General features: G+C 56.7%; 12 protein-coding genes. 5 read left to right on the forward strand and 7 right to left on the reverse strand.

Going from position 1 to position 12823, the window contains the following annotated elements; all coding sequences use genetic code 11:
* Position 1 precedes the first annotated feature (1 nt).
* The 3 genes from asnB to sbnA all read right to left on the reverse strand — a co-directional run bounded on the left by asnB (position 2) and on the right by sbnA (position 4122).
* Positions 2 to 1783, reverse strand: a complete 1782-nt coding sequence (gene asnB, locus ACSSVG_RS20555) for an asparagine synthase (glutamine-hydrolyzing) (RefSeq protein WP_231339998.1) — start codon at positions 1781 to 1783, stop codon at positions 2 to 4.
* Entirely contained in the window at positions 1783 to 3003 is a 1221-nt protein-coding gene (locus ACSSVG_RS20560; protein ID WP_231339997.1) for a phenylacetate--CoA ligase family protein, read from the reverse strand. The genes asnB and ACSSVG_RS20560 overlap by 1 nt, the downstream gene beginning before the upstream one ends.
* 90 nt (positions 3004 to 3093) lie before the next feature.
* Positions 3094 to 4122 (reverse strand): 2,3-diaminopropionate biosynthesis protein SbnA, encoded by a 1029-nt coding sequence (sbnA, locus tag ACSSVG_RS20565; RefSeq protein WP_492416038.1) that lies wholly within the window; start codon positions 4120 to 4122, stop codon positions 3094 to 3096.
* Positions 4123 to 4355: 233 nt separating this feature from the next.
* On the opposite strand from sbnA, the gene ACSSVG_RS20570 reads away from it, so the two are divergent.
* The 3 genes from ACSSVG_RS20570 to ACSSVG_RS20580 all read left to right on the forward strand — a co-directional run bounded on the left by ACSSVG_RS20570 (position 4356) and on the right by ACSSVG_RS20580 (position 7810).
* Positions 4356 to 5657 carry an oxamate carbamoyltransferase subunit AllG family protein gene (locus tag ACSSVG_RS20570; RefSeq protein ID WP_231339995.1) on the forward strand — a complete coding sequence of 434 codons (1302 nt, stop codon included), beginning with the start codon at positions 4356 to 4358 and terminating at the stop codon, positions 5655 to 5657.
* A gap of 13 nt (positions 5658 to 5670) precedes the next feature.
* Positions 5671 to 6708 (forward strand): hypothetical protein, encoded by a 1038-nt coding sequence (locus tag ACSSVG_RS20575; protein ID WP_231339994.1) that lies wholly within the window; start codon positions 5671 to 5673, stop codon positions 6706 to 6708.
* Positions 6709 to 6877: 169 nt separating this feature from the next.
* Positions 6878 to 7810, forward strand: a complete 933-nt coding sequence (locus ACSSVG_RS20580; RefSeq protein WP_231340047.1) for an AfsA-related hotdog domain-containing protein — start codon at positions 6878 to 6880, stop codon at positions 7808 to 7810.
* A 58-nt stretch (positions 7811 to 7868) separates the two neighbouring features.
* Here ACSSVG_RS20580 and ACSSVG_RS20585 read toward each other — a convergent pair whose 3' ends face one another.
* Both ACSSVG_RS20585 and ACSSVG_RS20590 read right to left on the reverse strand, forming a co-directional pair.
* Entirely contained in the window at positions 7869 to 8495 is a 627-nt protein-coding gene (locus tag ACSSVG_RS20585) for a ScbR family autoregulator-binding transcription factor (RefSeq protein ID WP_231339993.1), read from the reverse strand.
* Positions 8496 to 8678: 183 nt separating this feature from the next.
* Positions 8679 to 9653 carry an NAD-dependent epimerase/dehydratase family protein gene (locus ACSSVG_RS20590; protein ID WP_256491495.1) on the reverse strand — a complete coding sequence of 325 codons (975 nt, stop codon included), beginning with the start codon at positions 9651 to 9653 and terminating at the stop codon, positions 8679 to 8681.
* Between the two features lie 138 nt (positions 9654 to 9791).
* On the opposite strand from ACSSVG_RS20590, the gene ACSSVG_RS20595 reads away from it, so the two are divergent.
* Together ACSSVG_RS20595 and holA are read left to right on the forward strand one after the other, a co-directional pair.
* The gene (locus tag ACSSVG_RS20595; RefSeq protein ID WP_231339992.1) at positions 9792 to 10676 is read left to right on the forward strand and encodes a ComEC/Rec2 family competence protein; all 885 of its coding nucleotides are present in this window, start codon (positions 9792 to 9794) and stop codon (positions 10674 to 10676) included.
* On the forward strand, positions 10595 to 11611 hold the full coding sequence (gene holA / locus ACSSVG_RS20600) for a DNA polymerase III subunit delta (protein ID WP_492416042.1): 1017 nt from the start codon (positions 10595 to 10597) through the stop codon (positions 11609 to 11611). Before ACSSVG_RS20595 ends, holA begins: the two co-directional genes overlap by 82 nt.
* Positions 11612 to 11703: 92 nt before the next feature.
* Here holA and rpsT read toward each other — a convergent pair whose 3' ends face one another.
* Positions 11704 to 11964: a 30S ribosomal protein S20 gene (gene rpsT / locus ACSSVG_RS20605; RefSeq protein ID WP_231342946.1), complete on the reverse strand. Its 261-nt coding sequence runs from the start codon at positions 11962 to 11964 to the stop codon at positions 11704 to 11706.
* Positions 11965 to 12141: 177 nt separating this feature from the next.
* Positions 12142 to 12669 (reverse strand): type II toxin-antitoxin system PemK/MazF family toxin, encoded by a 528-nt coding sequence (locus ACSSVG_RS20610; RefSeq protein WP_231342944.1) that lies wholly within the window; start codon positions 12667 to 12669, stop codon positions 12142 to 12144.
* Positions 12670 to 12823: the final 154 nt, after the last annotated feature.

The following is a 12823-nucleotide window of genomic DNA, read 5'->3' on the forward strand; positions in this document are numbered from 1 at the left end:
TTCAGACGGATATCGGGTCGGGAGTTCCGGTTTGGAGTAGATGCCATCTTTCAAGCATGAAAAGTGTCCAAAGGGCGTATGCGTTTTCGGGCCTGAAGTCGGTTACGAAGATGCGCAAAGCATCTGCATCGAAATAGTCCCGTGAAAGAGATTCCTCGGACAGCAGCGTTGACTGAATTGCAGGTCGAAGTGATGTGGTCAGCCAACCCTCAAGAGGGACAGCCAGCTCCTGTTTTCGTCGGTTGACGATACTTGATGGGAGGTAGTTGACCGCCATGGATTTGAGCAGAGCCTTTTCATTTAGATCAACCATCTTGCGTGCTGCTGGAATGCGAGCAACATAATCAATCAGTCGATGATCCAGAAAAGGACTCCGCGGCTCTATGGAGTTTGCCATGGACATGCGATCAATCTTCACCAGTTGGGCATCTGGCAGCCAGAACCGGGCATCGACATGCATCGCTCGATCTAGTCGTGGACTCTTTCTGTCGGTCAGCTCGAACCGGTGAGACAGATGGTTTTCAGGGAAGTTGCCAAGCGCATTCTTGATTGAATCTGAATACAGAAGTGCTTTGTTCGCCTGGCTGAGACCGTCGACCAGTATGCCTTCATAGTCATCCGCCAAGTTCCCGTGGGGGAGTGAAAGGAGTGACTTATAGCGCCTGTATCCGCAGAATACTTCGTCAGAACCGTCTCCGGTGAGGACTACTTCGACCGTCTTCCTAGCCAAGGCGTACATGGCATCGGAAGCGATGGCGGACGGGAAGGCATAGGGTTCACCCATGTGACGAAGGATCCGGTCGATGCTTGCGGCTGCGTGTGATGCGTTCAACTGCACGTTGTGGTGAATTGTGGAGCAGTAGTCGGAGACTTCCTTTGCAAATACCGACTCGTCGAAGTCTGGGTGATCGAAGCCCACGGAGAAGGTGTGCAGAGGTTCTGACGACTTTTTCGCAGCCAAGGCAACAACCAAACTGGAATCGAGGCCGCCGGAGAGCATGGCACCCAATGGAACTTCTGACTCCAGACGATCCTGAACAGCTTGATGCAGCAGGGCATCGATCGTGGCTACAAGTTCTTCTTCGGGTTCGTCCTGAAGCTCAGCTGTAAATGGAAAATCCCAGTACTGCCAAGTGCGCGTGCCTGATGATTCCAGCGATATCAAGGTGGCCGGCGGTACCTTTTTGACATCCTGGTATATCGTCGCGGGCGCCGGGACGACTCTATAGCTCAGGTAGGCATCAATCGCTGTGGGACATGTGGAACGTCCTATGCCTGGATGTGTCAGCAAGGCTTGCATCTCGGACGCGAAAACGAGCTGTCCGGAAGCTGAGGTTGCATGCAGCAAAGGCTTTTTGCCGGTTCTGTCTGTTGCCAGAATGACTCGTTGTAGATTTATGTCCAGGAGCGCTATAGCGAACATCCCATGGAGATGCGTGACGAAAGAATCGCCGTACCTTTGGTACAGGGCGGGAATCACGGCCACGTCACTTGTGCCATCGACGTCGTAGCCCGAGCGCTCCAGCTCGGCTCTCAGCTGCATGTGGTTGTAGATCTCACCGTTGACGACACACACCACTGAACGATCGCGGCTGAACAGAGGTTGGCTACCACCATGCAAACCGATGATTGATAGGCGGCACATTCCGAGAGCTGCATCCGGGGCATTGAAGTATCCAACTTCGTCCGGTCCGCGGTGTTTCATCACCTCGCACGCCGTTTCGGTGAAACGGTCGCTTACCCTTGACCCGTCAAAGGTAACTGTTCCTGCAATGCCGCACATCAGGAGCTGCGAACGTTAAAACGACGCTTGGCGCCACTGACCAATGCATCCGATGAGTTAACGGATTGGATGAGTATTTCACCTACGAGTCCTGCATCTGTCATGACGGCGATATCAGGGGAGGCATGATGCACGTAGCGACGGAATTCCTTCCTTTGGTTATCCGAAACGCTACCCACAACGCGGATAGTCATTGCATTTCCGTCGAGTACTTCAAAAGGCTGAGCGGGGAATACGGTGGCCATGGCCTCGCAAAGGTCATGACTGCTGATACGTTCGCCATGCTTGAAATCTCCGACCTGCCTGCCTTCGATACGTTCAAAGGTCCATTCGCCCGAAGTCTCCTTGCGCAAGTCGGTGATTGAGTCGCCCGTCACATAACGAATCGCCGGGAAATAACGTCGGCTAATTGAAGTCAACACAAGGATTCCAGAGCCGCTGCGGCTGCCTCGCGCATGGCCTCGTGTCACCTCCTCGTAGTTCACTAACTCTGGGATAATGTGCGAATGGAATTTGTAGCGGCCAGTCGTTGCGTCTGAATACGCAATCGCACCGATTTCGATTGACCCGAAGAGATCGAGAACGTCATTGAACTGAATCCCAAAATGCGAGGCCACTCTTTGACGCCACGCCGCTGTAGCGAGATCTCCCACCACGATGATTTTGCGTGGGCTTATTTGCAGCGCGGCTGACTGCTGCATCAATTGGTCAAGGATCATCGGCATCGTGAAGAGTACGTCAGGTTGCCACTCATTCAGCAGGCTGATGTGTTCACTGATCGGCCGCTGGAAGTCTATGTCAAAGGACTGAAGGCCCATCTCCTCGAAGATTCTCCTGGCAGATGCCGCTGCATGACCGGTACCCAGATCAGCGACAGCGTTTGACCCGCGGGGTACCCCGGTAAGGAAGCGATCGAAGAGTTGGCGCCGCTGAGCGACGTAGGCGTTGTCATCGTCTTCCCCGTACAGGATCCGCTTCCGAGTTCCGCCGGAGGTTCCTGACGTGAAGTATGTATCCGTTCCGTTCGGGACCTGTGTCTCCAGGTAATAATGCTTTTCAAGAATGGCTTGATTGATCAACGGCAGGGTGGAAAGTGAAGGGGCGTCAGTCTTGGCGAGTTCTGCATACCAGGGAAACTGCTTGGATATCCGTTCAACTACAAGATTGATCAGCTCTGCTTCTGGCGGTGCTAGAACAGTGCTGGGATTATGTGAAGTCATGAGAACTTTGATTCCGCCTTTGCGTACACTTTTGGTCTTTGGAAGAGCTAGAGAAGTGGTGCTTCACGTTTGGATGCTATGCAGAAGTCCCTACACGACTTGCAGTGGATGAATGGTGGGGTCGACTTTGCCCTTGCCATAGCTCTTAGGTTCTCCGGCGATGGCTTCCGAGGAGCCAAGTAGGCCGTATTTCATATCGACCCAGTCGTCGTTGTAAATGGTGTTGATGTACTTCTCGCCCAAGTCGGGAGAGAGGGTTACGAGCTTGGAGCCGGCTGGGATGCTGTGGCTGTCCATCTCGACTGCTGCCAAAACTGATCCTGTCGACCCGCCCAATAGAACTCCATGCTGCTTGGCCATCGTTTGGCACATCGACACGGCGTCACGTTCGGCAACGAGCGAAGTTCTGTCCGGGGCCCCCTCGCGGTAGAGCGAGCTGGGCCGACTTGCGCCGAGTCCTGGAATATGGCGTGGGCCAGCCTGCTCGCCAAAAGTCACAGAGCCCATTGAATCCACTGCAACGATCACGGTTTTTGGCGAGTACTGACGAAAGTGCTTTACGCAACCCATAAGAGTTCCAGCCGTTCCCGTGCCGACGTAGAGATAGTCGACGCGGCCAATAGCACTCAGAATCTGTGTGGCAGTGGTGGAAGCGTGTGCTGCGGGATTTGCAGGATTTGAGTATTGGTTCAGCCAAATACGACTTGGATCCTCCTGTAGAAGGGAGTTGACCTTTTCGACACGGGCTCCGAGATAACCGCCGTTTGCATCTCTGGTGGCGACCTCTACGACTGTGGCGCCGTAGGCGCGCATCGTTCCGATGCTCTGTCGGGAGGCGTTGGGATCGACCACGCATAGGAAGCCATAACCTTTGCTGGCTGCAACCATGGCAAGTGCGATGCCCAGGTTTCCCGAAGAGGACTCGACAATCTGAGAGTAGGGTTGCAGCTCACCACGCCTCTCTGCGGCCTCAACCATAGCCAACGCTGGTTTCAACTTGATGGAGCCTGCGGCGTTCAGGCCCTCAACTTTCAGGAACAACTCCGAGCCGGGAACAAGAGTATCCATGCGAAGAAAGCAGTCGTCCAGGGCAATTTCGTGAGCGCTGTTGTAGATCAAAATTTCGTCCTCCGGTTGGCGGCCCGATAGATGGGGGTCGCTGTTCTCGGCCTGATGGCACCCAACTCGCATCTGTTCGACGCGAGCGGAGTGTGCTGCCAAGAAAAGAAAACCACATGGTCGGTTTGTATGTAAAGTTGGACTAGCTGCTGACGCTGGAAAGCGCGGTTCTCGCTGGGAAGCCAGCTTCCAGACCTTCAGCTCCCAGATTGAAGCCTCTACTAGGAGCTCTCTTGACTGCTACAACGTCCATGGGGCCACGCCTTTCAACCAAGCTCAGTCCCAACACGATTGCTACCTCAGCCATGGCAAGTGTCGAACCGGAGCTGGTTGACGTCGTGAGCGCGATCGACACAGTGCCCGATATGTCGGCGAATATGGTCCTTGTCTCCGGACCAATCATGGATTGGGAGGACTATGACGGATGCCAACGAGGAGCCATTATCGGTGCTTCCATCTTCGAAGGCCTCGCCTCAAATCCTTATGAAGCGGACGCCGGCATCAGATCGGGTCGAATAAAACTTGCCTCGAGCCAGGATCACGGCACTGTCGGGTCGTTGACAGGTGTTTGCAGCGCGTCCATGCCGGTTTTGGTTGTTCGTGATCGAACGTCCGGAAGAATTGCAATGTGCCGTCTGAACGAGGGCGGTCACGCGGAGTCACTAACATTTGGTTCCTGGAACGCATGCGTAGACAGCAACCTCAAACTCGTTCGCGATGTCATCGGACCCGCATTGGGGCATTACGTGCGTATGGCACCCATCGCGCTGATGCCAATGATGGTCGAAGCCTTGTCCATGGGCGATGAAATGCATGGGCGGCAGAACGCCGCCGGCTACATTTTTAGGGCGGCCATCCAGGAGCGCATCATCAAGGTTCGTGGTTCCTGGGACAATGCTGCTGTTCATTCTCTTCTGGGCTATCTGGTGTCAGCCGACTTCCATTTCCTGCATGTTGCCATGGCCGCTGCAAAAGTAGTCAGCGAGGCTGCTGCCGATGTACCTGGAAGCTCAATTCTCACGGCGATGTCCATGAATGAGAAGGAATTTGCGATCAGAGTCGCTGGTGCTCCCGGCCGCTGGTTCCGTACCGCGCTTCCGCCGATCTCGGATGTCCCCATCCGGCTCGTAGGCAGGAGCGAACGCGAGCTCCTGGGGTACAGCGGAGGCGACAGCCTGCTGATGGAGACGCTAGGTCTTGGTGCAGTTTCGGCTGCCGCTGCTCCGTGTATGAGTCCGGGTTCGGTAGGAACGCCGCAGGACATGAGTCGGCTTACGGAATCCATGTACGACATAGCGTGGACAGAGCATCCAAACCTTAGGATCCCGGCGTTAAGACAACGCGGTGTTCCATTCGGATTTGACGTGGATTCGATCGCGGCTTCGGGTCTGGTCCCGCCGGTTCACATTGGCGCGACCCTTCGAAGGGGTGGGATTGCTGGAACTATGTACTTCACTCCGCCCTTGGCGCCGTTCATAGAAGCTCGTGACTACCTGCGTTCTTCCTCCGCCGCGGTCCCTGATTATTCGAGGTGAGGAGACGGGCGCGTTGCCGAAGAACGACGTCCCCAATAGATTTTCATCTTCCAAAAACTATCGAAGGTTGCTTTCTGTGACAAAAATTCATTTTCTTGACGCTCGTGTTGTCTCTTATGTCCTTCAGGATAAGGACTTGGTTCTCGATGCTGTGAGAAGAGCCTATTTAGCCCATGGCGTGGGAAGCAGCTCAACGCCGCAGTCGACGTTTCTGAAATTTCCCGATAGGCCCGGGGATCGAATTATCGCTCTGTTGTCCAGAGTCAAGGACGAATTGTTCGATGTTGCGGGAATGAAATGGGTGTCCAGCGTTCCGGCAAACACAGGTCGAGGGCTTCAGCGCGCTGGCGCAACGATCCTACTGAATTCGATGGATTCGGGATATCTCAAGGCCGTCTTGAGTGCTGCCCCCGTGAATGCCGCCCGTACCGCGGCGTCAGCAGCACTCACATTACAAGTTGTTGGCGGAACCCAGCGGCCGAACGTAGGCATTGTCGGTTCTGGACTCATAGCATCGACGACGACTGACTACATTCGACATGTTCTTGGCCTTGGTCGCGTTGTTGTCTCTGACGTAGATCCGCTGCGAGCTCAAGCGACAGTAGACCGCTTACTCCTTGAGGGAGTCGATGCGATCGTAGGATCCGTGGAGGACGCATTGGTCCAGAATGTTGTTCTGCTGGCCACAACCGCCGGTGAGCCTTACCTGGATCATCGATTTCGGCCCGGGCAGATCATTCTGCACCTATCATTGCGCGACCTGACACCGGCAGTACTTCGCGATGCCGTGAACGTTGTAGATGATTTCGAGCACGCTTGTAGGGAGCGAACATCCCTGAACTTGGCCGTCGACGCATACGGCCCCAACGAACTTTCCGTTCTTGAAATTCCGTCACTGCTTCGCCGGGATGCTCAGGTGCAGGCTACCGAAAGGCCCATCGTTTGCTCACCTTTCGGGCTGGGGGCCCTGGACGTGGCCACGGCGGAGTCCATATACAGGAGGGCGGTCGCCGAAGACCTCGGAAATGAGCTCGACCTCGGAGATGCATAACCCGATGACTGGTCTGTCGTGATCAAGCGGCCGCCAACCTTAGTCGTACATGTCAAAAGTTCGTTACTTGTTACGGAACATGCCGGAGGAACCTGCGCGTTGTGAGTTTCACCTCCAATTGGACTAATCTCTAAAAAACCGCATGGATGGTTTCTTAGGGGGGGATTTGATGACGCAAAGTCACATCAATGGAGGGGGGGCTCTGCTCGCTGCGGAGGCATACTTGCCCGGTCAAGCTTTCGCTGAATGGCGTCCGGCTGAGGATCGACTTGTGCATAAAGTCAGTGCGGCCGCCAACTTCATAGCCCGGTGGCGAAGCACGTGTGAGAACACTGCAGAGCTGACGGCCTCATGGGCAGCGGAGCAGGAGTATCACTGTCTTGCATCTCAAGGCATGAGTGATCCTATGCTGGCGTTAGAGACTTTCCGCCAGGCCGTCATCATCGTTGCGCATTCCATGTATGGCGTGCCGCTGGAATCGGCCTTTTCGTTACAGCACATCGGGATCAGCCTTGACTCTTGTCGCATGACTGGAACGCCGGATCTCTGGCTGGAACTCACTCCTGACTTCAGCGGCACTCGCCTCATTGGACTGGGCATCAGGGTTACATTCCGGCTCGATAAAGCCATTATTGGGACAGGGCGGGGGAAATTGATCGTCTTGGAACAACACTCGTACCATCGGGTGCGCAACGGCGCCGAGCCCAAGGAGTTCCGTTCGCCCGGGCTCAGAGCAGAGGCCTCCCATGTGGGGCGGACTTGTGAAGAGGACGTCCTTCTGAATGAGGGCGGTGGTGATCTGCTTATCAACACATCACATAAATGGCTGTTTGATCACCCTGCGGACCATATTCCAGGAATGCTGGTCATCGACGCTGCCAGGCAGGCATTCGCACTGAATAGAGGAGGAGATCCTTCGTTCAACGTCATCAGTGCGCGATTCTTCAATTACGGGGAACTGCACGAGCCCGTTCAGATCGCGACGGACGTTCCTGATGGCCCAAGCGGCGATGAGTGCTCATTCATTTTCAAGCAATTGGGAAGGACTCTCGCCATTGTAGCCATATCCAGCACCCATTCCGGGCAAGCCTCTCTACCGTAACGGGCTATATTAACCCCTCCCGGCAGATTTCGCCTTGTCAGTTGCTGAGTGGTTGATTCTAGGCGGCAGAGGTTTCGGCCGGTGCTGTTGAGTTCAGCGCCGGTAGCAGACTGGAAGGGACCAATGCCGGCAGCAGAATTACCCACATCTGTTCTATTCGGTATTTAAGGTCCGATCTGTGTGTGATCGCTTCCGATGTCAACTGTGTTCCGGTGACTGCTGATGCAAGCAGGTGCGCGGCATCTTGTGGGCTGACATGCGGTAGTAGCAGGCCTTGTGCAGCTGCGTTTTCCAGCATGTCTGCGAGGAGAGAGACCCAGCTTACGTACGGTGATGGATTGTCCGTGCCGAAAGTATTTCGTTCCAGGGTGAGTCGAATACTAGCCCGTACGAGGGGATCATTTTGGAGAGCTTCAATAAACCGGTAGCTGAGATCGATGCTTCTCTGTATAGGCGAGATGCGGGGGTCGGTGTTCTCGTCGATCCAGTTTGACTGTTCCTCCACAATTACGTTTGCGAGGGCTTCCTTCGACTCAAAGTGGAAATACAATGCACCCTTCGTTACGTCGGCCTCAGCCAGTATTTCGGCAATTGTGGCTGCCGAATATCCCTTGCGCTCGAAAACACGCGCTGCCGCGTAGAGAATATTCCTTCGCGTTTCAACGGCACGGCTCTGATTCAACACTAATCCTTCAATCTGGGGTGATTCATCTATTATATCAATGTCCGGCTTAGCTGGGAGCTGCGTTGCCTGGCAAGCTGACGGTTCCGTGAAGCCGCCGGTGGGCGCTCCGCCCTCGGACTCCATTCTGGGGGGTGGGGATGTGTGGGGGCGCTGCAAACTATGCCTCGGATCTGGAATGTTGTTTCAAATCTTCGCAACTAAACGATACCAGTCTACCGCTTCGCGCGAAATCGTCGGTGAGGTCTTGCCTAATTCGGCTAGATCCCAGAGATTCTGCGATTCATAGTGATGGTCCATGCCTACCATTTTGACTTGGTGGGGGCGGAAGCCGGCCGGCTCGAGAATGCGAACGGCCTCGTCGAGAGTTGTAGTCCCCTCTATCTGTAACGGGCTGACCTCGCGCCTGATCGTATATGCGAGACGTGCGAGTGTTGTGGGGGTCGGGTTAGCTGCATGGAAGGCGCCATCTAGGGGTGCGGGGGAAGTCGCCAAAGCAGAAACGAGACGCCCCAAGTCTGCAACGTCAACCACGGAAATTTTGGCGGCCCCATTGTCAATTTGGGTGCCAAGCGTCCTGAAGAGCCGGATAATTCCTGGGATAAACCATTGGTCCCCCGGCCCATAAATGAGATTTGGTCGGATGACTATTCCGCCGAGGTTGAGAATGGATGCTTCCCCTGCCGCCCGGGTCTGGCTGACGACCGAGTCGGGTTTATAGACCGTAGGGTTGGCCGGGTGAGATCGGTGAGGTCCCGTGCCATACACGGCGGTCGTGCTGATGTGGATCAGTTTTCGTGCGCCGGAGGATTTCCATGCATGGGCGACATTTTCAGCACCGAGGTGATTCACTTGTTGTGCTCTAAGGGGATCATCTCCGACGTACGAGGCAGCATTGACTACAACCTCGAAGTCTCTGATAGCGAGGTTTAAGGAGGTGAGGTCGGTTACGTCACCAAGCAAGACTTTTATTCTTGGGTGATTGGGGACGCTATACCGTCTTCTGGTCATTATGGAAACTTCCACGTTATCGCACGAATCAAGTTCCGTCATCACGCGGCTTCCGATAAATCCCGTGGAGCCGATTACTAATACTTTGATGCGATGTTTGGCAAATCTATTAGTCAAAGATTCCTCGTTTGATAAGGCCTCATGACACATTTTGGTCTAGGGTCCTATTGTAGTCTGCCACTCATTGAGGCGCTCTGGCGGCTGACAATGCGAGGGAAGACGTCGAGTGCCCGTTTTTAGGTTCCGGGGTGGGCGGCACTCACTGTCCGTCACCCCGGCCCTTGGCTGTTGGCGCGTTGCTTCCGGCTGGTACGCCCGGCCGCCGGGGCGTTCGCTGCGTGCGGTCTGTTGTCGTTCGTCGTGATGGTTGGGCCGGACCCGAGTGTCTTGCGGGCTGCGGTCATGGGAGCTGTGGGCTTGGCTGCCCTGACGGGCGGATTACGGGGCCGGTCCTTGACTTTCCTCTGCCTCGCCACGACGATTCTGCTGTTGCTGGACCCGGCCATGGCAGCCAACGTGGGGTTTCTCTTGTCGGTTCTGGCTACGCTCGGGATTGTGCTGCTTGCCACCCGTATTGCGTCGTGGATTCCGTTGTGGGTACCACGGTGGTTGGCTGCCGGAATTGCGGTGCCTTTGTCGGCGCAGTTGTTGTGCGGGCCGGTGATTGTGGCACTTCAGCCTCAGTTCACGCCGTATGCCCTGATCGCCAACGTGGCGGCGGGTCCTTTGGTGGCGCCGGTGACTATTTTTGGGACGATCGCTGCGCCGCTGGCCACGGTCCTGCCCTGGCTGGCGGTGGTGCCGATCGCCGTTGCGGGGACCTGCGCGGGGATGGTTGCGGGGCTGGCACGGTTCTTTGCCGGTTTGCCTGGAGCTGCTTTGCCCTGGGCTGAGGGGCCGATCGGAATGATGGCTATGGTGCTCTCATCGGTCGTGACTGTGCTGGTCGTCTGGGCGGCGCTGCATCCTGCGGCTGTGAAGCGGCACGTCATGGGCCTGCACGGTGTTGTGACGGTGCTCCTGGAGCGCGGTGCAAGGCGCAAGCATGGCAGACTTGAAGCCTGCAAAGTAACATCCGGAAGGAACCATCTGTGGCTGCTGCCCAAAACACCCGGGCCAAGAGTGCCGCGGCAAACACCGTCAGCTGGCGGGAAGCGGCGCCCGCCGCCGTAGTCCTCATCATGGGCCCGGAAGAATACCTTGGGATCCGCGCAATGGATGGCATCCGCACCCAGGTGCGGGCCACTACTCCGGATGTCGAGCTCAGCCGACTGAACGCAAGCTCCTACGAGTCCGGTTCCCTAGCCATGACCGTCACGCCGTCGCTTTTTGGCGAGGGCAAGCTCATCGAGGTCGAGGGCCTCGAGGCAATGAATGATGCTTTCCTGGCCGACGGATTGGCCTACCTCCAGCATCCGGACCAGGACGTTGTCCTTGTCCTGCGTCATGCCGGGGGAGTCCGTGGCAAGAAGCTGCTCGACGCCGTGAAGTCCGCGGGATGGCCAGTGATCGACTGCCAGCCGATGAAGAAGGACTCAGACAAGACCGCGTTTGTCGTCTCCGAATTCAGGGCCGGAGGTCGCCGCATTGAGGGCGAAGCTGTCCAGGCACTAGTGAACGCCGTGGGCGCGAACCTTTCCGAACTTGCAGCAGCGTGCAACCAACTGATTGCCGACGCCACTACCGCCGTGACGGCGGAGACGGTGGAACGCTATTACGGTGGCCGAGTGGAAGCTACGGCATTCAAGGTGGCCGATGCTGCAATGGCCGGCAATGGGCCAGTGGCGCTGTCCACCCTGAGGCACGCACTGGCCACCGGCGTCGATCCTGTTCCCCTGGTTGCGGCGCTGGCGGCCAAGCTGCGCACCCTGGCCAAAGTTGCCGGAGTCAACGGTTCTCCGGCGACCATCGCCAAGAACCTGGGAATGCAGCCGTGGCTTGTAGAGCAGGCGCAGCGTGACGTCCGCCGCTGGACGCCCGAAGGCCTGATCCGTTCCATCCAGGTCATCGCGGAAGCGGATGCCCAGGTGAAGGGTGAGTCGCGTGACCCCGTTTACGCCGTGGAGCATGCGGTGACTGTGATTGCCATGTCAGCCAGTCGACGCTGAAGCCAGCGCGCGGCGGCATCGCCGGTTAAACCCAAAGGCCGGCACCCAAAGGGTGCCGGCCTTTTGATCAGCTCAGTCGAACTGGAAAAACCTTAGAGTGCGTTGACCTTCTTGGAGATCGCCGACTTGCGGTTTGCAGCGTTGTTCTTGTGAATAACGCCCTTGCTGACAGCCTTGTCCAACTTGCGGCTGGCAGCAACAAGTGCAGTTCCAGCAGCATCCTTGTCAGCAGACTCAACGGCGGTGGCGACGGCGCGGATGGCCGTCTTCAGCTCGGACTTGACTGCGTTGTTACGCAGGCGAGCCTTCTCGTTGGTGAGGATGCGCTTCTTCTGGGACTTGATATTAGCCACGTATGAACTCTCTTTTTAATGCGGAAATGGTCTAGAGGGTTTTCAGGTTGGCCATCGACTGAGCGGCGTGGGGATGCCTATGGCAGCCAACCATGAGTGGCCGTCGACCTGCACGGACACACAGCTATAAAGGATAGCAGAAAGTCAGGGCTCACGCCGAACCGGTACTCAGTCGCTCTATTGCCGCGCTTGGAGGGCCCGGGCTACCTCCTGGAACCGCGGCTTTCCCAGGACGGCGCCTTCGCGCCGGATCGTGCCGGGATCAAGCCGGATAACGCGCCCGACATTGATTTCGCTGGGCCTGCCTTGCCGATCCCAGGAACCGGTTCCTATGTCAACGTAGTCGTCCGCCCGGGCGCCATTGTCGTGGTCCTTGGAAGTCAGCATGAGGCCCAGAAGCCATTCGCGGTCCCGACCAACCAAAAGCACCGGCCGGTCCTTGCCTTGAGTGTGGTCCTCTTCGTAGGGGACCCAGCTCCAGACAATTTCGCCGGGGTCCGGTTGACCATCGGGCTTAGGGGAGTAGCTGACCTTAAATGAACCGCGAAAGTCGCCTGGGTAGGAGCCTGGCTGATGCACGACGTCGGATCGCCGGGTCTGCGTCCTTCGGGCACCTCCGGGGGTGGTTGCCTTGGTGCCATTGCCTCCAAGCGACTTGAGGGACCGCAGGATGAGATTGCCCAAGGGGCGCAAGTCGAAAGCCATGTGACCACGCTACAGCCGTATGCGGCTGAAGCCCCGGCAGGCAATGTACGGCGAAGCGCCGGTTCATGGGAGACTAGAGGATCAGATGCGCGGCGTGTTCCGGCTGGCCTATGCCCAGTTCCGGGAATTGCCGTGTGAGTGTCGACAGTAAGGA

This window comes from Paenarthrobacter sp. E2MeOHC11 (genome assembly GCF_058744955.1).

Excerpts from the sequence above, each read along its gene's own strand:
- asnB (WP_231339998.1), bottom strand. The coding sequence starts at position 1,783 with ATGTGCGGCATTGCAGGAACAGTTACCTTTGACGGGTCAAGGGTAAGC.
- ACSSVG_RS20560 (WP_231339997.1), bottom strand. The coding sequence starts at position 3,003 with ATGACTTCACATAATCCCAGCACTGTTCTAGCACCGCCAGAAGCAGAG.
- ACSSVG_RS20580 (WP_231340047.1), top strand. The coding sequence starts at position 6,878 with ATGACGCAAAGTCACATCAATGGAGGGGGGGCTCTGCTCGCTGCGGAG.
- ACSSVG_RS20590 (WP_256491495.1), bottom strand. The coding sequence starts at position 9,653 with ATGTGTCATGAGGCCTTATCAAACGAGGAATCTTTGACTAATAGATTT.
- ACSSVG_RS20610 (WP_231342944.1), bottom strand. The coding sequence starts at position 12,669 with ATGGCTTTCGACTTGCGCCCCTTGGGCAATCTCATCCTGCGGTCCCTC.